Source organism: Streptomyces prunicolor, from assembly GCF_045162825.1.
Lineage (GTDB): Bacteria > Actinomycetota > Actinomycetes > Streptomycetales > Streptomycetaceae > Streptomyces > Streptomyces prunicolor.
Window position 1 is genome coordinate 1,988,760 of sequence record NZ_CP108676.1, and the last position, 21,738, is coordinate 2,010,497.

Sequence of the window (21,738 nt, forward strand, 5' to 3'; positions counted from 1 at the left end):
GTCTCAGCCCTTCAGTCCGGAGGTCGCCATACCGTCGATCAGGTACCGCTGGAAGGCGAGGAAGAACAGCAGCACCGGCAGCAGCGCGACGAGGGACATGGCGATCATGCCGCCGTAGTTCGCGGCCACGCCGTCGGAGTCGCGGAACATCATCAGGCCCAGTGAAACGGTGTATTTGCCGGGCTCGTTGAGGTAGATCAGCGGGCCCATGAAGTCGTTCCAGGCGTTGATGAAAGTGAAGATCGCGCTGGTGATGAGCGCGGGCCGGCACAGCGGCAGCACGATCGACCAGTAGATGCGCAGATGCCCGCAGCCGTCGAGCCGGGCGGCCTCGTCCAGTTCCTTCGGCAGGTTGCGCATGAACTGCACCATGAGGAAGACGAAGAAGGCCTCGGTCGCCAGGTACTTGCCGATCAGCAACGGGACGTAGGTGTTGACCAGTTGGAGCTTCTGGAACATCACGTACTGCGGGATCAGCAGCACATGGTACGGCAGCAGGAGCGTGCCGATCATGAGGGAGAAGAGCAGGTTGCGGCCCGCGAACCGGATACGGGCGAAGGCGTAGGCCGTCAGGGAGCAGGAGATGAGGATGCCGACGACCGAACCGAGCGCGTAGAAAAGGGAGTTCTGGAAGAAGGTCCAGATCGAGATGTCGGCGATGCCCTTGGCCAGGCCCTTGAAGTTGGCGAGGATCGGGTGCCCGGGGAAGAGTTGCAGGCTGTTGATGACGTCCTTGCTCGGCTTGAACGAGGCGCCGATCACCCAGACGACCGGGTACAGGACGACGCCGAGCACGGCCAGCGCCCCGACGTGCCAGACGAGCGAGCCGGTGCGCTTGCGCCCCAGACCCGGGGATTTCGAGACGGTGCCGACACTCATCGCGCGCCCTCCTCGTAGTGCACCCACTTCTTCTGCGACCAGAAGAGGACGGCCGTCACGAGCGCCACGGCGAGCAGCAGCATCCAGGCCATCGCGGACGCGAAGCCCATCTGGGCGTTCTTGAAGCCCTGTTGGTAGAGGTAACAGGTGTAGACGAGGGTGGCGTCGGCCGGTCCGCACTGGGAGTTGGAGACGACGTACGCGGAGCCGAAGATCTGGAAGGAGTGGATGGTCTCCAGCAGCACGTTGAAGAACAGCACCGGAGAGATCATCGGCAGCGTGATGTTCCAGAACCGGCGGAAGGGCCCGGCCCCGTCCATCGCGGCGGCCTCGTACAGCTCCCTCGGCACCTGCTTGAGCCCGGCGAGGAAGATGACCATCGGTGCGCCGAACTGCCAGACGGTGAGCGCGACGAGGGAGTAGAGGATCCAGTCGGGGTCGCCGACCCAGCCGCCGACATGGGAGCCGAACAACGACTGGGTACGGTCCACCACGGCGCCGTCGGAGAACAGCGTCCGCCAGACGAAGCCGATCGAGACGCTCGCGCCGATGAGCGAGGGGGCGTAGAAGGCTGCCCGGTACAGGGCCTGGCCGCGGCGGCTCTGGGCGAGCAGCATGGCGACGCCGAGGGCGAGCAGCAGTTTCAGCGGGGTGCCGATGACGACGTATTTCGCCGTCACCTCGACCGACTTCTGCCACCGGGGGTCGTCGAACATCCGGGTGAAGTTGTCGAAGCCGATCCACTTCGGGCTGTCGAAGAGGTTGTAGTCGGTGAACGCGAAGTAGAGGGAGGCGACCATCGGGCCCGCGGTCAGCAGCAGGAAGCCGGCGATCCACGGGGACATGAAGAGGTAGCCGGCGAGGTTCTCCCGGCGCCCCCGCCGCTTCTTGGCGGCGGGGGTGGCGGAGCGGAGCTGCCGGGTGTCGGGCGGAGCGTCGTCGACGAGCGTCACGGCGGTTCCCATCAGGCGGAGAAGGCGGCCTGCGCCTCGGAGAAGAACTGCTTCACCGCGTCGGCGACCTTGGTCTTGCCCAGCGCCATGTCCCCGCCGATGCGGAGGAAGGCGGACTCGGCGGTGTCGGCGCCGGACGGGTGCGGGGTGATCGTCCCGAGGACACCCGCCTTGGCGGTGTCCACCTCGTACTGGGCGATCTCCTTCTGGACGACGTCGGTCGGCTTGAACGCGTCGTACTGGTCGGTGGTCGCGAGGATGCCCCGGTCGTAGCCCATGATCTTGCCGACCGCGGGGTCGTGGACCATGAAGTCGATGAACTGGGCGACTTCCTTCGGGTGCTTGGTGCGCGCGGAGCCGCTGAGCATCAGGGAGGCGAGGTACTGGCCGGTGTCCTTGCCGTCGGTGGTGGGGATCGGCGCGAGGCCGTAGTCGCTGGTGCCCTCCGCCGTGTAGCGGACGGTGAAGTTGTCCCAGGTGAATTCCGAGGCGCCGTGACCGGCCGAGAGCGAGGACTTGGGGGTGTCCTGGGCGACGACCTTCGGGGAGGTGACGATCCCGGCCTTGACCCGGCCGTAGCCGTCCGTCCACCACTCCGTCAGATCCGACTGCTCGAAACCGAGACCGTCCTTGGTGAAGAACGCCTTGCCGTTCTGCCGGAGGTAGAGGTCGTACAGGTACATGATGCTGAAGTAGCCGGTGTCCCCGGGGACTTCGGTCTTGTCGTGGATCGTCTTGAGGGCCTTGAAGTACTCGTCCCAGGTCCAGCCCGCGGTGGGGTCGACGCCCGCCTTCGCGTAGACCTTCTTGTCGATGACCAGCGCCATGGTGTTCGAACCGACCGGAACACCGAGTTGCTTTCCGTCGACCTGGCCCACCTTCACGACGCCCGCGCGGAAGTGATCGAGGCTCAGATTTCCCGCGTCGATCTGTGATCCGAGATCGAGCAGGACGCCTCTCTTGTCGTACTTCCGAAGAAATCCGACGGCGTTCTGGAATACGTCCGGTGGATTTCCGCCCGCGGCCTGTGTCTGGAACTTCTCCCAGAAAGAGGGATAGTCCTGAAAGTCCGTCTTCACCTTGATCTTCGGATACTTCTTCTCGAAGAGCGCGATGGACTGATTGATCTTTTTCGCCCGCTCCTCGGCACCCCACCACGAGTAACGGATCGTCACATTCCCGTCCGCGGACGTGCCGTCGTTGCCACCGCATCCCGTCGCGGCCAGCCCCAGCGTCGCCGCCGAGACCCCGGCGGCCTTCAGGACCGTACGCCTCTCCACATTCGTGCGGGTTCCCATGATGGGCCCTCCCCGTAGCGTCGTTGCCACCTGCATGAATCGTTTCAAGTAAGCGCTTGCTGGCACAAGGTACGGAGGCCCTCGGGGTGCGTCAATGATTCGGACAGGATTTTCTTGTGAACCGGCTGAGCGCTACGACGGCGGCGCCGGGCAAGTTGCCGGAGCAACGGGACGGACACCGCAGGTGAGGCGCGCGCGACCGGCCGGCCGAACAGGAAGCGGCCTGTCGCGCCTGGACGCCGAGCGGCCGAAAATCGCCTGGACGGTGGGGAGTCGACCACGCCGCGTTCGGTGCGCGAACGCCGACGGCCCGCCTGTGATCACAGGCGGGCCGTCGGTCCGGGTGGGCGATACTGGGTTCGAACCAGTGACCTCTTCGGTGTGAACGAAGCGCTCTCCCACTGAGCTAATCGCCCGGGCGCACGGAGAACATTACCCCATGTCAGCGGGTGCCCCGACCAGCACGGGAAGGCACCCGGACGCCGTCAGCGGGTCACTGGTCCTTGATCTTCCAGGGCATCACGACGCCGAACTTCCAGAGGTAGACGGCGACCAGGGCGATCACGATCACCAGGCCGATCGAGGTCAGGACGATGTTGCGGCGGCGTACGGCGGGGTCGAGCGCGCGCTGTGCCGCCTCGGTCACCTTGCGCTTCGTCCAGCGGAGCACCAACTGGGCCCAGATGAACTCGGTCGCCCAGATCGCCATACCGCCGAAGATCACGAACCAGCCGGGTCCCGGCAGCGGCAGCATGATGATGCCGGCGACGACCACCGCGAGGCCGATGACGAAGACGCCGACCTGCCAGCTCAGATGCAGCGCACGGCGCGCCTTGATGAATTCCGGCGCCTTGGAACCGAGTCCTTGCCCGTCCCGCGCCCCGTCCGATCTCGTCTCGTCCGGCGTCTCGCCGGCCGCCCCGTCCGATGCCACGGCGACCTCGCCCGGTTCGTCACTCCCCGTATTCATACGGACAAACCCTACCCGAGGGAAACCAGTCACCGGAATGGCCCCACAGGGCGATCGAGCTCTCGGCCGGAAGAGTTACGTAAAGGCACGCAAAACACTCAGAGGGGTTTACAACGGCACCGTAGGTGGCATGTCGATTTCGCCGACGTGCGAATCCCCGAGCGCACACTGAGCGAAAGGCCCTGGCGCTTATGAACACCACGGTCAGCTGCGAGCTGCACCTGCGCCTCGTTGTGTCGAGCGAGTCATCCCTGCCTGTCCCCGCAGGCCTGAGGTACGACACGGCCGACCCCTACGCCGTGCACGCCACCTTCCACACCGGAGCCGAGGAGACCGTCGAGTGGGTGTTCGCCCGCGACCTTCTCGCGGAGGGCCTCCACCGGCCCACCGGTACCGGCGACGTCCGTGTCTGGCCATCCCGTAGTCACGGTCAGGGCGTCGTCTGCATCGCACTGAGTTCTCCCGAGGGCGAAGCCCTGCTGGAGGCTCCCGCGCGGGCCCTGGAGTCCTTCCTGAAGCGGACGGACGCCGCCGTGCCACCTGGCACGGAGCATCGGCACTTCGACCTGGATCAGGAGCTGTCGCACATCCTGGCGGAGAGCTAACGCGAGGTCCCACCAAGCCGCCCGGCGCCGTCCGAACTCGGGGAGACGGCTCGGGCACAGACAACCGCATAGGGCATACACCGGCGCCGTCGCCGCGATTCGTCGCGGGGGCGGCGCCGGTGCGCGTGGCACCCGGTCGCGCGACCTTCCGTGCTCCCGACCGCGCGACGCTCCGTGGTGCCGTACGGGAGCGGTCTCCTCGCTCCGGGGAACCGTGCGGGGCGCGATGCCGTTCATAGAGGCATGGGGCCCCTCCGGGAAGCCACTACCATCGGCCAGCATCGGCGGGCGCCCGCCCGACCCCCAGGCCAGGGAGCGAAACGTGCTGATCACCCACGACACCCGGTGCGCCCTCGACACCGTGGTCGATCTGGTGAACACCGCACCGGAGGACGCCACGGCGCCGGACGGACTGCAGGATGTCGCGCTGCTCGCGGATTTCGTACGAAACCACGAGATCAGCGATGTCGGGGTGCTGTCGGAGTTCGACCTCTCCGCCGTGCGCAAGATCCGCGGCCGGTTCACCGCGGTCTTCTCGGCCCCGGACCCCCGGACCGCCGCCGGGCTGATCAACGACCTGGTCGCCGCCGCGGGCACCACACCCCGGCTCACGGACCACGACGGCTACGACTGGCATGTGCACTACTTCGCGCCCGGCGCCTCGGTCGCCGACCATCTCGCCGCCGACTGCGGGATGGCGCTCGCGTTCTTCGTGGTGGCCGGCGAGGAGGAGCGGCTGCGCCGCTGCGAGGCCCCCGACTGCCGACGCGCCTTCGTCGACCTCTCCCGGAACCGCTCCCGCAGGTACTGCGACAGCCGGACCTGCGGGAACCGGCTGCACGTGGCCGCGTACCGGGCGCGGCGCAAGGAAGCGGCGGGCTGACGCGCAGCACGGTCCGGCACGGCACGAAGGGATCGATGAGTTCGTGGCCCCCGGCGGGTGACGTCGGGGACCACGAGTACAGCTCACAGCATCAGCAGGTCGTGCAGCGAGGCCATGAGCAGCAGACACCCGATCACCGCAAGGAAGATCATCAGCGGTGGCTGGGAAAGGGCGAAAAGGCACCCGCGCGGCTCGTCCTTCGGCGGCGCGGCGTCGCTCTGTGTCGTGTCCAGCATCTCGCGGCGATGATGACGTAGGCGGGACCCTCGGCGCGATCAACACGCCCGGTATGAGCGGGAGTTCGCCGAATTCCGTGATGTCCGTTTCGGGTCGCGTCGAGTCCTGAACGCTTACCGGCCGACCTGGCTCACTCTGTGTCGTTTCAGTCGCGGTCCGGTCCGGCCGTCATATGCCGTGCTTCTTCAGACGCCGAGCATCTTCATCCGCCACGCGCCTTCATCCGCCGCACGTCTTCATATGCCGCGCTTCTTCAGGATGGCCTCGATGTCGCTGAAGTCGTCCTCGCTCTGCGCGCGGGGCGCTGCCGCCGGCCGGGTCGCCGGGCGCTTGGCCGGTCCCAGGGAGGGGGCAGAGGCGGCCGGAGCCACCGCGTCGGTCTGCGTGGAGCCACGGGCCGCCTTGCGTTCCTTGCGGGTGCCGCCACCGCCACGACGGCGCTCCACGGCACGCGTGCCCGTGAAGAGCAGCCAGGCGCCGCCCAGCACCACGAAGCCCGCCCAGGCCGTAGGACTGAACGCGGTGTCGGCCGCCCAGCCGACGACCCCGGTCATCACCAGGCCGACCGGCACCAGCGAGTACGCGGCGATCCGGGCGGCGGAGAGAAAACGCTTGCGGTACGCCGTGACCGCCGCGATGCCCAGGCCGGCCGCGGAAACGGCGGAACAGACGGTCTCGGCAATCATCCGGTCCTCCAGGCGTCGTTCGGGTCGGGCAGCGTGCGGTCGATCGGGCAGCGCGCACTTCGTCCCTTCCATCCTGCACCGTCCGGTACCCGGGATGCCATGCCCCGGTCGGACATCAGGGACATCTCCGGGTCGCGTCCTCCGCAGGTGCCGGTCGGCGTCGTACGCAGACGGCCTCCGGTCCCGGTTGGGGCGGCGCGGCGGGGGCTGGGAGACTGGTCCCATGAGCGACCTCCCCTCCGTGCGCACCCCCGTCCTCGACGTCTGGTGCGAGCTCCAGTGCCCGGACTGCGCCACCGCCCTGGACGATGTACGCGCCCTGCGGGCCCGCTACGGAGACCGGCTGGAGGTGCGGCTGCGGCACTTCCCGCTGGAGAAGCACAAGCACGCCTTCGCCGCCGCGCAGGCCGCCGAGGAGGCCGTGGAACAGGGGCGGGGCTGGGACTACATCGAGGCCGTGCTCGGCCGGGTCGCCGAGCTGGACCGTAAGGGAGAACCCTTCCTGGTCGAGGTGGCCGCCGAACTCGGTCTGGACGCCGAGGAGTTCGACACCGCGCTGATCGACGGCAGGCACATCCTGATCGTCGACGCCGACCAGGCCGAGGGCAAGGCCATCGGCGTCACCGGCACCCCGACGTACGTCATCGGCGGCGAACTGCTCGACGGCGGCAAGAGCCAGGACGGACTCCGTGCCCGCATCGAGGAGATCGCCGACCGGTTGCTCGCCGGGGGCGAGTGAGCCTCGGGGCAAGCGTCAGAGCAAGGCGTCAGAGCAGGCTTTTGTACAGGTGGTAGGTGACCGTCTCGTAACCGAGTGACTCGTAGAGCCGCTCGGCCGGGGTGTTGCCCGCGAAGACGTTCAGCTTGATGGCCGGCAGGCCGGCGGCGACGGCCTGCGCCTCGGCCAGGAGCATCAGGGAGCGGCCGTGGCCCCTGCCCCGATAGCGCGCGTCGGACTCGACCTTGTAGACGAAGCCCTTGCCCTCACGGAGGCCGGTCCAGAGCGTGCCCACCGCCGTGCCCTCGTGCTCCAGGACGCTGAAGAGCATGTCCGCGGTGGCGAGTCCGTCGGGCAGGAAATCGGCGTTGCTCTGGAGAGCCCTGGTCCGGGCCTCGGCCTCGGGCACCCCGTGCTCGGTCCAGCTCAGGATGAAGTCCTCCGTCCCGAGGTCCTCCCACGGGCCGTACTCCTCCTGGGACATGGGCCGCCCCCGGCTCCCTGCGGGCAGTTCGGGCGCGATGTCGCCGAGGGGCTTCTCCATGTGACGGTTGCGGATGACGTATCCGAGGTTGGTCGCCATCTTGAGCGCCGCCTCCGCCTCCGCGGGCACGGACACCTCGATCCGGTCGCAGCCCCAACCCCGCACCACCTCCTCGGCGGCGAGCGCGGCCACCGTGCCCCGGCCGCGCCGACCGTCCTGCTCTTCAATGCGCAGGTCCAGGATCTGGGCCACCGAGTCGCCGAAGAACGGACTCGTGCCGAGGTGGATCGCACCGACGGGGCGGCTGTTCACACACACCTGGTAGCGGCGTGAACGCGTCCCGTCGGGCTCGTGCTGAAGCGGCTCGGTCGGCCGCAGGGTCGTGGTCATCTCCTGTGTTCTACCCGACCTGGAGCCCCAGGTCAGCCCAATAAACAGGGCTGCTCACCACGGCTGCTACGGATCGAGGTCGTCGCCCGACCGCTCGTCGAACACGCGCATGGCCTTGGCCGTCACCGGGCCTGCCGCGCCCGGGAGTTGGCGCTCGTCGACCAGGTGCACGGCCTGTACGTCCCGCAGCGACGACGTGAGGAAGACCTCGTCGGCGCGTTCCAGGACGTCCAGCGGCAGGTCGGTCTCCTTGGCGCCGGTCCATTCGACGGTCAGGGCGCGGGTGATGCCGGCGAGACAGCCGGAGGCGACGGGCGGGGTGTGGATCTCGCCGTCCAGGACGACGAAGACGTTCGACCCGGTGCCCTCGCAGAGTTGGCCGACCGTGTTGGCGAACAGGGCCTCGGAGGCGCCGTGTTGGCGGGCGCGGGCGAGAGCGACGACGTTCTCGGCGTACGAGGTCGTCTTCAGGCCCGCGAGGGCACTGCGCTCGTTGCGGGTCCAGGGGACCGTGACGGCGGCCGTGGAGTCGGGGCGGCGCTTCGACTCGCCGAGGGCAACCACGAGGGTCGGGCCGTGTTCGCCGCGGTCGGAACCGAGGGGCCCGTGGCCGCCCGTGTACGTGATGCGGAGTCGGCCGAGCGGCATCGGGTTGGCGGCGAGGACGGCCGCACAGCCGCGACGGACCTCGTCCAGGTCGGGGTCGGGCAGCCCGAGTCCGCGTGCGGAGCGGGTCAGCCGGTCGAGATGGCGGGTCAGCGCGAACGTCTTGCCGTCCGTCGCCTTCACCGTCTCGAAAACGCCGTCGCCCACGGTCAGTCCGTGGTCGAAGACGGAGACGCGGGCGGTCTCGATGTCCTGGAGCCCGCCGTCGAGCCAGATCTTCATGAAAGAGCCTCTCCGCTCACCTCGTACGCGCCCGACGCTATCGCGAGCAGCCGTGCCGCCTTCAGCTCGGTCTCCCGCCACTCCCCCTCGGGGTCCGAGCCCCAGGTGATGCCCGCGCCGGTGCCGAAACGGAGCATGCCGTCGGCCCGGTCCATCCAGAACGTGCGGATACCGACGGCCAGTTCACCGGTCCCCCGGTCCGCGTCGACCCAGCCGATACCCCCGCAGTAGGGGCCCCGGGGCGCAGTCTCCAAGGCGTCGATGATGCGCAGGGCACTGGACTTGGGGGCTCCGGTGACACTCCCGGGCGGAAAGGCGGCGGCCAGCAGCTCCGGCCAGCCGGCGTCGGCGGGCAGCTCGCCTCGTACCGTCGACACGAGGTGAACCAGCCCCGGATGCTTCTCCACCACGCACAGGTCCGGCACGCTCACGGTCCCCGTGGCGCACACGCGGCCGAGGTCGTTGCGGACCAGGTCCACGATCATCACGTTCTCGGCGAAGTCCTTCTCCAGCAGATCCGACTCCGTCCGCCCGGTGCCCTTGATCGGCCCCGACTCGACGACCTTGCCGGTGCGTCGCAGGAAGAGTTCGGGAGAGGCGGTGGCTATCTCCACGCCGTGATCGGGCAAGCGGATCGTTCCTGCGTACGGCGCCGGATTGCCGCGTGCGAGCAGGGCGGTGAGGGCGTCCACGTCGGCGTCGGGGGTGACCGGTGCGGACAGGACGCGGCACAGGTTGGCCTGGTAGACCTCGCCGGCCGCGATGTGCTCCCGGATGCGGCGGACGCCGGCGGTGTAGGCGGCCCGGTCGAGGGAGGAGGTCCAGGTGTCTGCCGCGGGGGCGTGCCAGGCGCCGGGGACGGGTGCCGGGACCGGTTCGTGTCGTACGTCGCGGAAGCGCGCGCAGGTCAGACGGCCCTCGAAGTCGGCGGCGACCGCCCAGAAGCCGGTGGAGTCCAGGGCCGCGGGATCGCTGGTGACGTCGAGGAGACCGGTGGCGACACGGCCGCCGAAACGGGCGAGAGGGGTGAGGCGGGACACGCCGTCGAGTCTATGGCGGGTGTCTCACACGTTGCCCGGCCATGTCACCGCGGGTGCCCTGACCATGTGTTCCCGTAGTCGCAGGCCAGCACGCTGCACAAACGCGTTTTTGTGCTGGCCCCGGAATCCGCTAGAGTTCAACTCGTCGCCGTGACGCGCAAGCCGAACGGAAACGACAAGCGGACGTAGCTCAGTTGGTAGAGCGCAACCTTGCCAAGGTTGAGGTCGCCAGTTCGAACCTGGTCGTCCGCTCGCAGGAAAGTGGGGGATCTTCCCGAATCCCTACGCTCCTGGTGGAGTGGCCGAGAGGCGAGGCAACGGCCTGCAAAGCCGTCTACACGGGTTCAAATCCCGTCTCCACCTCCAAGGACGATTAGCTCAGCGGGAGAGCGCTTCCCTGACACGGAAGAGGTCACTGGTTCAATCCCAGTATCGTCCACTGATCCGCAAGGATCCCCGCGCGATTAGCTCAGCGGGAGAGCGCTTCCCTGACACGGAAGAGGTCACTGGTTCAATCCCAGTATCGCGCACGCAGCAGCACCCATGATCTTCGGATCGTGGTCCCGAGGACGATTAGCTCAGCGGGAGAGCGCTTCCCTGACACGGAAGAGGTCACTGGTTCAATCCCAGTATCGTCCACATACCGAAGCCCCCGGCGCTCACGGCGTCCGGGGGCTTCTTCGTGTACCGGTGCGTACCGGTCAGCTGGAGAACAGCATGTGGCCGAAGCTCTTGTGGCGCTGGTGGCCGCCGTGGCCGCCGTAGTGGCCACCGCCGTGACCGCCGCCGTGCGGGGCGCCCCAGGCGGGCGCGGGCGGGGCGGGGTAGGCCTGCGTGGCGGGGTAGGCCTGCGGGCCCGGGGGCGGCGGGGCGGGCTGCTGCCACTGGGACTCCACGCGGGTCAGCGCCTCGAGCTCGCCGTAGTCGAGAAAGATCCCGCGGCAGTTGCTGCACTGCTCGATCTGAACACCGTTGCGGTTGTACGTCTGCATCTGCGCGTGACACTTCGGACACTGCATGCTCGGCTCAACTCCTCGCCCGTTGGTACTTCTTCGTGTTTCCCCAGGACAGACTCCGTCCGACCCCGGTCGGTTGCAGCCTACTTGGCGAATCCGGGCGCCAACTCGGGCGGGACGGAACCCATTCGGTCACACGCGTCCACGACGGCCTGCTCCACCTCGTCGAGCGGACGGCCGGCTGTGACTGCCTTGACGATCGCCAGGGCGGCGGTCTGCACGGTGAGGGCGCGAGCCGGGACGTCCAAGGCGGGCCAGGGGTCGCCGGCCGCGGGGACGGCCGGGCCGCCGGCCGCGCGGTACGCGGTCAGGAAGCGGGTCCACTCGTCGGGCGGGAGCAGTCCGCAGGCGTACCAGGCGGCGGGGCGCCCGAGGTCCCAACCCGGGACTCCTACGCCAAGGTCGTCGACGTCGATCAGCCGCCAGGGGCCCTCGGTCGCCGGGTAGCGGACGAGTTGGCCGAGGTGCAGGTCGCCGTGGCAGAGGGTGGTGGTGTCGGGCTGGGGGGACTCCGCGCGGGCCCAGGCGGGGAGCGACGTCCAAGCGCGGAGGACGGGGGCGGCTGCGGGGTGCGGGCCTGCCTCGCGGAGGCGGGTGATCGCTCGGACCGCCTTGAGGGGGCCGCGCATGGGTGGGAGGGGGGTCGGAGGTGGCGTGCGGTGGAGGTGGGCGAGGAGGGTGGCCGCGGCTTCCCAGGGGGCCGCGTCCGGGTCTTCCGGGTCTACGGGGGTGCCGTAGGGCCAGCAGGTCACCAGGCGGTCGTGCAGGTGGAGGGGGGTCGGGTCGAGTGGGGGCAGGAGGATGCCCGGGAGGTGGTCGGCCGTGGTGAGGCGGGCGGTGAGGTGGGTGGGGTCCGTGTGCGGGGCGTGGGCCTTGGCGACGGTGTCCTCGTGGCGGACGACTGTGCCGTCGGGTCGGTCGGTGAGGGTGGTGGTTGCTCCGCAGGGGCAGGGCTCTGTGCGCGCGTGGGCCGTGGTCCTGGCTCGGGCGGTGAGGTCAGCGAGCAAGGGGGTTCGGGGCATCGCGCTTCCTGGGGGCGGGGGGTGAAGTTGGAGGTGGGGGTTCGTCGCGAGCGTACGTCGTGTGGTGCCGAGGGGTTTTCGCCCCCGCCGCCCCTACCCGTCCCATCCCCGGGGGCTGCCGCCCCTTCCGCCCCGCCTGGGGGCTGCGCCCCCAGACCCCCCTTCGGCCTGAACGGCCTCGTCCTCAAACGCCGGACGGGCTGGATGTAGCCGGCCTGCGTTGAAGAGGGCACCGTCTGCGCTCGAAACTCAAAGAAATCCCCTGCGCTCAAAAGCCCAGGGGCAAAGCAAAGCCGGCGCAGCTCCCCAGCTGCGCCGGCTTTTTTTGCCGTCCGCCGCACCCCCGTCCCCACGGGGTTTCATGGGTTGATGTCCCCGCCCGGACCGCTCTTCCGGGCCTGGGGTCGCCGCTCAGCGCCCCAGCATCACTCCCACGGACGACGCCTGTGTGGCCACGGTCTCCCAGCCGTCGAAGACGACCAGGAGCAGGACCGCCAGGGGAAGTGCCATCAAGGTCGCCACCAGTGGGTGGCGACGGCCCGTGCGGCGGGTGCGGAACGCCGCGTTGTACGCCTTGCGTCCCTCTTCGCGGATCAATGCCCGCGGTGCCGTATGGGCCATGGTCCCTCTCCTGACCGTGCTCCGTTGACCTAGCTCAGTTGTCGTTGGCAGCGGCGGGTGTCTGACCTCGGGGGACGAGTGCTGCACCCGCCGCTTGACCTCAAATCTAGGCGTGCGGCGGGTGCGGGTCGTCATGCCCTCGTACCGATTGGCGGGCCTCCCGGAGGATGAGCGATGACCTGCGAACTACTCCCCTGGGTGGAGACCGGCTCCTACGTCTCGGGGTCTTCCCGGAGGGGGAGTCCGGTGTGCCCCGCTTTCTCTGAGCTGTCCTCGCGCGGGACCGGCTGCTCGACCAGAGCCAGGACCCTGGTCGCCATGAAGCGGGCCGTACGGACCACGGAGCCGCTGCGGGTGACTTCGCTCACTTCCACCACCCCTCGGCGCACCGCCGTCTCCACCCGACGGCCTGCCCTGCTCGCCACCACCTCATATGTACGTGTTGTGTCGCCGGCGTCCACCACTATCTCGACGCGATCACCCTTCACGCGCTCAATCCCCCTTCTGTGATGGTTGGTTGGGGTCCGGGGCGGTGTGAAGTCCTGCTGCTCGCAACGCCTCTGACCACCTTTCAAGTTTCCCACTCGGCACTGACAATCCGTCGGGCCGAGAGGGCGCGGCCTTTGCGCGCGGGCGCCCGTGGAAACGTAAGCTGTCGCTCGTCACACGGACCGGGCAGCGGGGATGAACATGGCGATGATGCGCCTGAGGCGCGAGGACCCGCGCGTCGTCGGCTCGTTCAGGCTTCACAGACGGCTCGGCGCGGGTGGAATGGGCGTCGTCTATCTGGGCTCCGACCGCAAGGGTCAGCGGGTCGCGCTCAAGGTCATCCGGCCGGATCTGGCGGAGGACCAGGAGTTCCGTTCGCGGTTCGCGCGCGAGGTCTCGGCCGCCCGGCGGATTCGTGGCGGGTGCACGGCTCGGCTGGTCGCGGCGGATCTGGACGCCGATCGGCCGTGGTTCGCCACGCAGTACGTGCCCGGGCCGTCGTTGCACGACAAGGTCGCCGACGAGGGTGCGCTGGGGGCGGCCGAGGTCGCTGCCATCGGGGCCGCCCTGTCCGAGGGGCTCGTCGCGGTTCACGAGGCCGGGGTCGTCCACCGGGATCTCAAGCCGTCGAACATCCTCCTCTCCCCCAAGGGTCCGCGGATCATCGACTTCGGTATCGCCTGGGCCACCGGTGCGTCGACGCTCACGCATGTCGGTACGGCGGTCGGTTCGCCCGGGTTCCTCGCGCCCGAGCAGGTGCGGGGGGCCGCCGTCACTCCGGCCACCGATGTGTTCTCGCTCGGGGCCACGCTCGCGTATGCCTCCACCTCCGACTCGCCCTTCGGGCACGGTAGTTCAGAGGTGATGCTGTACCGCGTGGTGCATGAGGAGGCGCATCTCCACGGGGTGCCGGACGCGCTCGCGCCGCTGGTCCGCGCGTGCCTCGCGAAGGATCCCGAGGAGCGGCCCAGCACGCTTCAACTGTCCTTGCGGCTCAAGGAGATCGCCGCTCGTGAGGCTCAGGGGCTGGCTGATGTACGGCCGCCCGGGCCTCGTGCGGCGGAGGCTGATCGGCCTACCGGGCGGCTCACCGACAGTTATCCGGAGCAGCAGCGGACCCAGAGTCAGCGGCGTCCGCAGAGTCCTCAGGGGACTCCGGCGCCTCGTGGTGCCGCTCCTTCGTCCCGGGGTGGCGGTAGTCCGTCGCGTGGGGGTGGGGGTGCGGTGCCGTCGCGTGGGGGTGGGGTGCCGTCGCGGCCGGGTTCTCCTCGGCCCACTCCGTCGGGGCGTAACACCTCACGGTCCGGGAGCGGGAGTCGTCCTGCGCCTCGTAGTGGTGCGGGGCGGTCTGGGCCTCGGACCACGGGGACCGGGCGGCGGCCGGCGAATCCGCGGTTGTTGCGGCAGCGGTTGTTCGTGTTCGTCGTCGTGACGCTGTTGGTCGCGTTGGGTATTGCGGTGGCTCAGGGGTGTTCGGGGCCGGCTCATGGGCTTGGGCGTACGGGGGATGGTGTGCGCCAAGGACAGGGGCACGGGAGCGTCGTCGGGGCGGACGGGGCGGTTTCGGGTGGGCGGTATGGGGCTGTGGGCGGGGTTGCCGAGTAGTTTCCGCCCCCGCCGCCCCTACCCGTCCCATCCCCAGGGGCTGCCGCCCCTTCCGCCCCGCCTGGGGGCTGCGCCCCCAGACCCCCCTTCGGCCTGAACGGCCTCGTCCTCAAACGCCGGACGGGCTGATTTATGCCGGCCCGGGGTCAGAAGTCGGACGGGCTGGTTTATGCCGACCGGGGGTCAGAGGTCGGAGGGGCTGATTTATGCCGGCCCGGGGTCAGAAGTCGGACTGCGCCTACAAGCCCGGCAGCACCTGCGCGAAGAACTCCCTGTCCGCGTCGAACAGCGGAGTCATAGTCAGGAACTCCGCCGGGGTGACCCAGCGGACCTCGGAGACCTCGCCCGGGTCGGGGACGATCGTGCCGTTGCCTGTTTCGGTGGCGGTCCACCAGTGGAGGCGGAAGATGCCGTCGTCCGTCTCGGACTGCCAGACCTTGGACAGCGGGGAGACCGTGAGGCCCACCTCCTCGTGGACCTCTCTGACCAGGGCCTCTTCCTGGGTCTCCCCGGGTTCCAGTTTGCCGCTGAGCGGGGCCCAGTAGCCGGAGCGGGCCGAGTCGGGGCCGCGGCGGATGACCAGGACGCGGTCCGCTCGTCGGAGGACGGCGACGATCGCCTCACGCTGGGCCAAGCGGGCTCCTAGAGTTCGGGGCGGCCGGTGGCCACCGCGTAGAAGGCTACGGCAGCCGCGGCGCCGACGTTGAGGGAGTCGACGCCGTGGGCCATGGGGATGCGGACCCATTCGTCGGCCGCCACCAGGGCCTGGGTCGACAGGCCGTCGCCCTCGGCGCCCAGCATGAGGGCTACGCGGTCCATGCGGTGCGGGGCCGCTTCGTCGAGGCTCTTCGCCTTTTCGTCCGGAGTGAGGGCTAGGAGTGTGAAGCCTGCCTCTCGGACCGACTCCAGGCCCTTGGGCCAGCTGTCCAGGCGGGCGTAGGGGACGGAGAAGACCGCACCCATCGAGACCTTCACGCTGCGGCGGTACAAAGGGTCCGCGCAGTCGGGAGACAGCAGGACCGCGTCCATGCCCAGCGCCGCCGCCGAGCGGAAGATCGCGCCGATGTTGGTGTGGTCGTTGACCGACTCCATGACGACGACCCTGCGGGTGGTCTGGAGGAGTTCGTCCGCCGTCGGGAGCGGTTTGCGTTGCATGGAGGCGAGTGCGCCTCGATGGACGTGGTAGCCCGTGACGCGTTCGGCCAACTCCGGGCTCACCGCGTAGACCGGGGCCGGGAGTTCGTCGATGACGTCCCGCATGACGTCGACCCACTTCGCGGACAGCAGCATCGAACGCATCTCGTAGCCCGCGTCCTTGGCCCGTCTGATGACCTTCTCGCCCTCGGCGATGAACAGGCCCTCGGCCGGTTCGCGCTTGCGGCGCAGCTCTACGTCGGTCAGGCCCGTGTAATCACGCAGGCGCGGGTCGTCGGGATCCTCAACGGTGATGAGATCGGCCACAGGGTGATACTGCCTTGTCCTGGGTGTGGTGCCAACGGCTGGGAACGGGTTGTGTTACCCGGGGTTACGCAGATGCCACGGATTACCCGGAGGTCTTCGGGCCCACAGTGACCACCGCGCCGATGACGATCACCGCCGGCGGCTTCACGTCCTCGGCGCGTGCCGTCTCGCCGACCGTCGCGAGCGTTGCGTCCACGCGGCGCTGGGCGGCCGTCGTGCCCTCCTGGATGAGGGCGACGGGGGTGTCGGCCGACTTGCCGTGCGCGATCAGGGTTTCGGCGATCTTTCCGATCTTGTCCACGCCCATCAGGACCACCAGCGTGCCGGTGAGCTTCGCGAGGGACGGCCAGTCGACCAGCGAACGCTCGTCGTCAGGGGCCACATGGCCGCTGACCACCGTGAACTCGTGTGCTACGCCGCGATGGGTGACCGGGATGCCTGCCGCGCCCGGTACCGAGATCGAGCTGGAGATGCCGGGTACGACCGTGCACGGGATGCCGGCCTCCGCGAGCGCCTGGACCTCCTCCATGCCACGGCCGTAGACGAAGGGGTCGCCGCCCTTGAGGCGGACCACCGACTTGCCCTGCTTGGCGTGTTCGATCAGGGCGTTGTTGATGGCCTCCTGGGCCATGTAACGGCCGTACGGGATCTTCGCCGCGTCGATCACCTCGACGTGCGGGGGGAGTTCGGCGAGGAGGTCGCGGGGGCCGAGGCGGTCGGCGATGACCACGTCGGCCTCGGCGAGGAGGCGGCGGCCGCGGACCGTGATCAGGTCCGGGTCACCGGGGCCGCCGCCGACGAGGGCGACGCCCGGAGTGCGGGTGCGGTGGTGGGGGGCGACGAGGGTGCCGTCGCGCAGGCCCGCGACGACCGCGTCGCGGATCGCGGCGGTGTGGCGGGGGTCCCGGCCGCGCGCGTCCGTGGTGAGTACGGCGATCGTGACGCCCTCGCTGTGGCCCGTCGCCGGGGTCCATGCGGTGGCCTGGTCGGCGTCGTCGGAGCGGACGCACCAGACGCGGTTCGTCTCGGCTTCGGCGGAGGCGCGGTTGTTCGCTTCCTGGTCCGTGGTGGCGATCAGGGCGTACCAGGCGTTCGCCAGGTCGCCTTCCGCGTACGGGCGGCGCTCCCAGGTGATCTCGCCCGCGTCCGCCATCGCCTCCACGGATGGGGTCGCCTCGGGGGACACCAGGGTGATGTCCGCGCCCGCCGCGATCAGTGCCGGGAGGCGGCGCTGGGCGACCTGGCCGCCGCCGAGGACGACGACCCTGCGGCCGGTGAGGCGGAGGCCTACGGGGTAGGCGGGGTTTTCGGCCATGAGGGTGCGGCTCCTCGGACGGGCGTGCGGTGGGCGCTACGGCTCTGGAGCGGCCCTGACGTGCGGATTTTAGGGTGCGTTCAGCGTACGGCGGGGGTGGGGTGGACGCGACGGAACGCGTGCCCACCCCACCCCCGGTCCGGGTCGGTCTACTTCTCGGTGACGCCGGCCGAGTCGAACGTCGCCACCTCGTGCATCGCCCGCGCCGTGCTCTGCACCAGCGGCAGGGCCAGCAGCGCGCCCGTGCCCTCGCCGAGGCGGAGGTCCAGGTCGACCAAGGGGCGCAGGCCGAGCTTGTTCAGCGCGGCCACGTGACCCGGTTCTGCGCTGCGGTGGCCGGCGATGCACGCCGCGAGGACCTCGGGTGCGATCGCGCGGGCCACGAGAGCCGCCGCGCCGGCACTGACGCCGTCCAGGATCACCGGCGTACGCAGGGACGCGCCGCCGAGCAACAGGCCGACCATGGCCGCGTGTTCGAAGCCGCCCACCGCGGCGAGGACGCCGATGGGGTCGGCCGGGTCCGGCTGGTGGAGTTCGATCGCGCGGCGCACGACCTCCGTCTTGCGGGCGAGGGTCTCGTCGTTGATGCCGGTGCCCCTGCCCGTCACCTCCGCCGGGTCGGTGTCCGTGAAGACCGAGATCAGGGCGGCGGACGCCGTCGTGTTCGCGATGCCCATCTCACCTGTCAGCAAAGCCTTGTTGCCGGCCGCCACCAGGTCGCGGGCCGTCTCGATGCCCACCTCGATGGCCTGCTTGGCCTCCTCGCGGGACATCGCCGGGCCGGTCGTCATGTCGGACGTACCGGCACGGATCTTGCGGGGCAACAGGCCGGGCGTAGCCGGGAGTTCGGACGCGACCCCCACATCCACGACGCACACCTCGGCGCCCACCTGGCTCGCGAAGGCGTTGCAAACCGCCCCGCCGCCAAGGAAGTTGGCGACCATCTGGGCCGTGACCTCCTGCGGCCAGGGGGTGACGCCCTGCGCGTGCACACCGTGGTCGCCGGCGAAGATCGCGACGGCCGCGGGCTCCGGGATCGGCGGCGGGCACTGCCGGGACAGGCCGGACAGCTGCGCGGAGATGATCTCCAACATGCCGAGCGAACCCGGCGGCTTCGTCATCCGCTTCTGCCGCTCCCACGCCTCGCCGAGCGCCTTCGCGTCCAGCGGGCGGATACCGGCGACGGTCTCGGCGAGCAGATCGTGCGGGTCCTCGCCGGGCAGCGCGCGACGGCCGTAGGTCTCCTCGTGCACGACCCACGACAGCGGGCGGCGCTTGGACCAGCCGGCCTGCATCAGTTCGGGCTCGTCCGGGAACTCGTCGACGTAGCCGACGCAGAGGTACGCGATGACCTCCAGGTGCTCCGGCAGGCCGAGCGCGCGGACCATCTCGCGCTCGTCGAAGAAGCTGACCCAGCCGACGCCCAAGCCCTCGGCGCGGGCCGCGAGCCAGAGGTTCTCGACGGCGAGGGCGGCGGAGTACGGCGCCATCTGCGGCTGCGTGTGCCGGCCCAGCGTGTGGCGACCGCCGCGGGTCGGGTCGGCGGTGACGACGATGTTCACCGGGGTGTCGAGGATGGCCTCGATCTTCAGTTCCTTGAACTGCTTCGCCCTGCCCTTGGGCAGCGACTTCGCGTACGCCTCGCGCTGGCTCTGCGCCAGTTCGTGCATGTTCCGGCGGGTGTCCGCGGAACGGATGACCACGAAGTCCCACGGCTGCGAGTGGCCGACGGACGGCGCGGTGTGCGCCGCTTCCAGGACGCGCAGCAGCACGTCGTGCGGGATCGGGTCGCTGCGGAAGCCGTTGCGGATGTCCCGCCGCTCGCGCATCACCTTGAGCACGGCCTCGCGCTCGGCGTCGTTGTATGCGGGTGCGGCAGGGCCGGTGGACTCTCGTACCTCTTCCACTGCGGCCGTGCTCTCTTCTTCCTGGTCGGCGGCCCGGGTGTCCAGGTCGTCCGCGTGCTGTACGAGTTCCGGTTCGAGGTCCGAGCCGGGGTCCGCCTCGCGGGGCGCGGGGACTGCGGCGAAGGCGTCCTCTGCGCCGCCCGGTTGCTGCGCCGGTTGCTCCTCGGCGGGGAGGACGAGCGGGTGCGGCGGGGTCGGTGCGAGGTGCGGAGTGGTGGGCACGGAGCCTTCCACCGGGACGAAACGGCCCAGGGAGTCGTCCGGGTGGGGCTGCGGCTGCAACTCCGGCTGGGGCCGGAGCTGCAACTCCGGCTGCGGCTCCGGCTCCGATGGGGCAGCGGCCGGGAAAGAGGCGTCCTCGGGGGCTGCCGACTCCGTCACGTGGGGTTCGGCGGCTACGACGGGCTCGGGGGCCGGAGTTGCTTCGGCCTCGGGGACGGCGAGGGGTACGACCTCGGGGGCGAGAGGTGTCTCAACTCCCGCGAAAGTGGCCGGAGTTGGCCCGGCTTCCTGAATATCGTCAGCGGTCTCGTCGACCGGGGTGATCTCGGGAGCGTACGGAGCCTCAAGAACCTGGTCGGGAAGAACCTGGTCGGGGACGGGGACGTACTCGACGTCCGCTGCCTGGACCGGCTCCGGGGCGGCTACCTCTCCAGGGATCTGGTCAGGAGTGACTACGGCTTCAGGTGCGGGGGTGAAGGCGGGAGCCGGGTCGACGGCTTGCGGGAGGGCGTCTTCGGGAGCCTGGTCGACGCCGTACGCGAGTCCGGTCTCGGGACCCGCCTCGGCGCCGAAGGGCTCAGCGGCCTGAGCGAACACCGGCTCCGCAACCTGCTCGGCGCCGTGGACCTCCACGGCCTCAGCACCTTGCTCGTCAACAGCGCCCTGCTCGTCAACGGCAGCGGCAGCGAACCCGGCGTCGAACCCCTCTCCGGCTCCCGCCACGCCAACGGCCTCCGGCAGCACCGCGCCCTCGGAAGCGAACGCCCCCTCGGAACCCGGCACGACCTCGAACTCCGGCGTGACATCGGCACCCGGCGGGATCTCGATACCCGGCGCGGCGACCTCGGTACCCGGCACGGCGGCCTCGGGCTCCGGCGCAACCTCCGCACCCGGCACGGCGACCGCAGCGGCAACCTGCTCCGGCTCCTGCCCGGCGTTCACAGCAAACGCGTCCTCGGTCACCGGCGCAGCCACCGGGGCGCCCGCGTCCTCCGGCGCATACCCGGCGTCAGCACCGTGTCCGTCGCCGCCCGGCACGAACCCCGCATCGGGGCCCTGCTCATCCACCTGCGCCTGAACCTGCGCTGGTGACTGCTCCGGTACCTGCGCCTGGTCCTGCCCGGTGATCAAACCCTCGGCGCCCTCCGGCAGTTGACCCGCCTCGGGAACACCGGCGTTTCCGGAACCCTCCGTGCTCACGTGGGCGAACGCAGCCGCGGGCTCCCCCGCGAACGACTGCCCATGCCCCTGCCAGGCGCCACCGGCATCGGGAGCCTGCGCCAAACCGATACCTGCACCTGTACCTGCACTTACGCCAACGCTCTTGACCGGATCCGGCTCAGGCACGACAACCCCGGCGTCCAAGGCCATGGCGATACCACCGCCGACGGAGTCGCTCACCACCGATTCGCCAACCGGAACAACCGTTTCCGCGCCCTGCACCCCGGCGCTCACCGGAACCTGCGCACCCCAGGGAGCCGCGCCCTGCGGGGGCAGGTCGCGGAGTTGGGGTGCGTCGAAGTACTCGGGGCCGGTCGTCGGCGGGCCCTGCTGCCGTACCGGCGCGCCCGCGGGACCGCGGTCGGCGAGGGAGCGGACCGGGCTCGCGGAGGTGTCGGGGAGGGGCGGGCCGAGGTGCAGCGGACGGCGCGGCGGAACCGGCGCGGGCGGCGGCGCGGGAAGTCGTACGCCACCCAGGTCGACGGAGCCGCTGTCACGGCCGGCCGTCTCATGCGGGCCGGGCTCGTGCGCGGCGGGCTCGTGCGGAGCGGACTCCTGGACCGTCTCGACGACGGGCTCGGGGGTGGGGGGCGGGACCTCGTTGCCCCAGGCGCCCTGGGCGCCCGGCAGCAGCAACAGGTCCTCGTCCTCGGCGGGGGTCTCGGAGAGGTAGGTGTACGCGCCGTGCGCGGGAACGCCTGGCTGTTCCACCATGCCTGCGTTCTCCGGCAGCCCCTCGGCCGGGATCTGGCCGGTGTCGGTCATGCGTACCCCTCGCCCATCGGTTAGTGCTTCTACGACCCGCTCACCGGGAACGGCGCACCGACC

21 protein-coding genes and 6 tRNA genes are annotated in these 21,738 nt (G+C 70.0%); 9 read left to right on the top strand and 18 right to left on the bottom strand.

The genetic code is table 11. The features are described 5' to 3' along the window. Window positions 1-3 precede the first annotated feature (3 nt). The 5 genes from OG588_RS08865 to OG588_RS08885 all read right to left on the bottom strand — a co-directional run bounded on the left by OG588_RS08865 (window position 4) and on the right by OG588_RS08885 (window position 4,100). Complete coding sequence (locus OG588_RS08865; RefSeq protein ID WP_405946802.1) at window positions 4-879, bottom strand: carbohydrate ABC transporter permease; 876 nt, start codon at window positions 877-879, stop codon at window positions 4-6. Next, entirely contained in the window at window positions 876-1,844 is a 969-nt protein-coding gene (locus OG588_RS08870) for a carbohydrate ABC transporter permease (RefSeq protein ID WP_405946803.1), read from the bottom strand. Before OG588_RS08870 ends, OG588_RS08865 begins: the two co-directional genes overlap by 4 nt. Beyond that, on the bottom strand, window positions 1,844-3,130 hold the full coding sequence (locus tag OG588_RS08875; protein ID WP_405946804.1) for an ABC transporter substrate-binding protein: 1,287 nt from the start codon (window positions 3,128-3,130) through the stop codon (window positions 1,844-1,846). Before OG588_RS08875 ends, OG588_RS08870 begins: the two co-directional genes overlap by 1 nt. Before the next feature lie 344 nt (window positions 3,131-3,474). Continuing rightward, window positions 3,475-3,546: transfer RNA gene (locus OG588_RS08880), tRNA-Val, on the bottom strand. 77 nt (window positions 3,547-3,623) lie between these two features. Further along, the gene (locus OG588_RS08885; RefSeq protein WP_405946805.1) at window positions 3,624-4,100 is read right to left on the bottom strand and encodes a TIGR02611 family protein; all 477 of its coding nucleotides are present in this window, start codon (window positions 4,098-4,100) and stop codon (window positions 3,624-3,626) included. Between the two features lie 191 nt (window positions 4,101-4,291). Between OG588_RS08885 and OG588_RS08890 the strand changes: the two genes are divergently transcribed. Further along, on the top strand, window positions 4,292-4,705 hold the full coding sequence (locus OG588_RS08890; protein ID WP_004002642.1) for an SsgA family sporulation/cell division regulator: 414 nt from the start codon (window positions 4,292-4,294) through the stop codon (window positions 4,703-4,705). A 322-nt stretch (window positions 4,706-5,027) separates the two neighbouring features. Beyond that, entirely contained in the window at window positions 5,028-5,588 is a 561-nt protein-coding gene (locus tag OG588_RS08895) for a CGNR zinc finger domain-containing protein (protein ID WP_365308071.1), read from the top strand. Window positions 5,589-5,671: 83 nt separating this feature from the next. On the opposite strand, the gene OG588_RS08900 is transcribed toward OG588_RS08895, so the two are convergent. Next, the gene (locus tag OG588_RS08900) at window positions 5,672-5,824 is read right to left on the bottom strand and encodes a hypothetical protein (RefSeq protein ID WP_019059824.1); all 153 of its coding nucleotides are present in this window, start codon (window positions 5,822-5,824) and stop codon (window positions 5,672-5,674) included. A 237-nt stretch (window positions 5,825-6,061) separates the two neighbouring features. Continuing rightward, window positions 6,062-6,511 carry a hypothetical protein gene (locus tag OG588_RS08905; RefSeq protein ID WP_405946806.1) on the bottom strand — a complete coding sequence of 150 codons (450 nt, stop codon included), beginning with the start codon at window positions 6,509-6,511 and terminating at the stop codon, window positions 6,062-6,064. Window positions 6,512-6,734: 223 nt separating this feature from the next. On the opposite strand from OG588_RS08905, the gene OG588_RS08910 reads away from it, so the two are divergent. Beyond that, a complete protein-coding gene (locus OG588_RS08910) occupies window positions 6,735-7,250 on the top strand; it encodes a DsbA family protein (RefSeq protein ID WP_405946807.1) in 516 nt (171 codons plus the stop codon). Between the two features lie 28 nt (window positions 7,251-7,278). Here OG588_RS08910 and OG588_RS08915 read toward each other — a convergent pair whose 3' ends face one another. The 3 genes from OG588_RS08915 to OG588_RS08925 form a co-directional block, all read right to left on the bottom strand. After that, a complete protein-coding gene (locus OG588_RS08915; protein ID WP_405946808.1) occupies window positions 7,279-8,103 on the bottom strand; it encodes a GNAT family N-acetyltransferase in 825 nt (274 codons plus the stop codon). A 66-nt stretch (window positions 8,104-8,169) separates the two neighbouring features. Continuing rightward, a complete protein-coding gene (locus tag OG588_RS08920; protein WP_405946809.1) occupies window positions 8,170-8,991 on the bottom strand; it encodes an aminotransferase class IV in 822 nt (273 codons plus the stop codon). Then, window positions 8,988-10,031, bottom strand: coding sequence for a chorismate-binding protein (locus tag OG588_RS08925; protein WP_405946810.1), 1,044 nt, complete (start codon window positions 10,029-10,031; stop codon window positions 8,988-8,990). Before OG588_RS08925 ends, OG588_RS08920 begins: the two co-directional genes overlap by 4 nt. A gap of 179 nt (window positions 10,032-10,210) precedes the next feature. On the opposite strand from OG588_RS08925, the gene OG588_RS08930 reads away from it, so the two are divergent. From OG588_RS08930 to OG588_RS08950, 5 genes are all read left to right on the top strand, one after another. Next, window positions 10,211-10,283, top strand: a tRNA-Gly gene (locus OG588_RS08930). A gap of 40 nt (window positions 10,284-10,323) precedes the next feature. Continuing rightward, a tRNA-Cys gene (locus OG588_RS08935) sits at window positions 10,324-10,397 on the top strand. 1 nt (window position 10,398) lies between these two features. Continuing rightward, window positions 10,399-10,470, top strand: a tRNA-Val gene (locus OG588_RS08940). 19 nt (window positions 10,471-10,489) lie between these two features. Then, window positions 10,490-10,561 (top strand) — tRNA-Val (locus tag OG588_RS08945). 37 nt (window positions 10,562-10,598) lie between these two features. Then, a tRNA-Val gene (locus OG588_RS08950) sits at window positions 10,599-10,670 on the top strand. A gap of 62 nt (window positions 10,671-10,732) precedes the next feature. Here the strand turns inward: OG588_RS08950 and OG588_RS08955 are convergent. The 4 genes from OG588_RS08955 to OG588_RS08970 form a co-directional block, all read right to left on the bottom strand. Beyond that, window positions 10,733-11,050, bottom strand: coding sequence for a zf-TFIIB domain-containing protein (locus OG588_RS08955; protein ID WP_405946811.1), 318 nt, complete (start codon window positions 11,048-11,050; stop codon window positions 10,733-10,735). Between the two features lie 80 nt (window positions 11,051-11,130). Next, window positions 11,131-12,069 (bottom strand): phosphotransferase family protein, encoded by a 939-nt coding sequence (locus tag OG588_RS08960; protein ID WP_405946812.1) that lies wholly within the window; start codon window positions 12,067-12,069, stop codon window positions 11,131-11,133. Between the two features lie 411 nt (window positions 12,070-12,480). Continuing rightward, window positions 12,481-12,690, bottom strand: coding sequence for a hypothetical protein (locus OG588_RS08965; protein WP_026178166.1), 210 nt, complete (start codon window positions 12,688-12,690; stop codon window positions 12,481-12,483). Between the two features lie 212 nt (window positions 12,691-12,902). Next, window positions 12,903-13,178, bottom strand: coding sequence for a hypothetical protein (locus tag OG588_RS08970; RefSeq protein ID WP_033282228.1), 276 nt, complete (start codon window positions 13,176-13,178; stop codon window positions 12,903-12,905). A 196-nt stretch (window positions 13,179-13,374) separates the two neighbouring features. Between OG588_RS08970 and OG588_RS08975 the strand changes: the two genes are divergently transcribed. Further along, window positions 13,375-14,784 carry a serine/threonine-protein kinase gene (locus OG588_RS08975; RefSeq protein ID WP_405946813.1) on the top strand — a complete coding sequence of 470 codons (1,410 nt, stop codon included), beginning with the start codon at window positions 13,375-13,377 and terminating at the stop codon, window positions 14,782-14,784. Between the two features lie 238 nt (window positions 14,785-15,022). Here OG588_RS08975 and OG588_RS08980 read toward each other — a convergent pair whose 3' ends face one another. From OG588_RS08980 to cobT, 4 genes are all read right to left on the bottom strand, one after another. Further along, window positions 15,023-15,418, bottom strand: coding sequence for an NUDIX domain-containing protein (locus tag OG588_RS08980; RefSeq protein ID WP_405946814.1), 396 nt, complete (start codon window positions 15,416-15,418; stop codon window positions 15,023-15,025). Window positions 15,419-15,426: 8 nt separating this feature from the next. Continuing rightward, on the bottom strand, window positions 15,427-16,245 hold the full coding sequence (locus OG588_RS08985) for an RNA methyltransferase (RefSeq protein ID WP_019059837.1): 819 nt from the start codon (window positions 16,243-16,245) through the stop codon (window positions 15,427-15,429). Window positions 16,246-16,327: 82 nt separating this feature from the next. Continuing rightward, window positions 16,328-17,560, bottom strand: coding sequence for a uroporphyrinogen-III C-methyltransferase (gene cobA, locus OG588_RS08990; RefSeq protein ID WP_405946815.1), 1,233 nt, complete (start codon window positions 17,558-17,560; stop codon window positions 16,328-16,330). Between the two features lie 149 nt (window positions 17,561-17,709). Continuing rightward, window positions 17,710-21,675, bottom strand: a complete 3,966-nt coding sequence (gene cobT / locus OG588_RS08995) for a nicotinate-nucleotide--dimethylbenzimidazole phosphoribosyltransferase (RefSeq protein WP_405946816.1) — start codon at window positions 21,673-21,675, stop codon at window positions 17,710-17,712. Window positions 21,676-21,738: the final 63 nt, after the last annotated feature.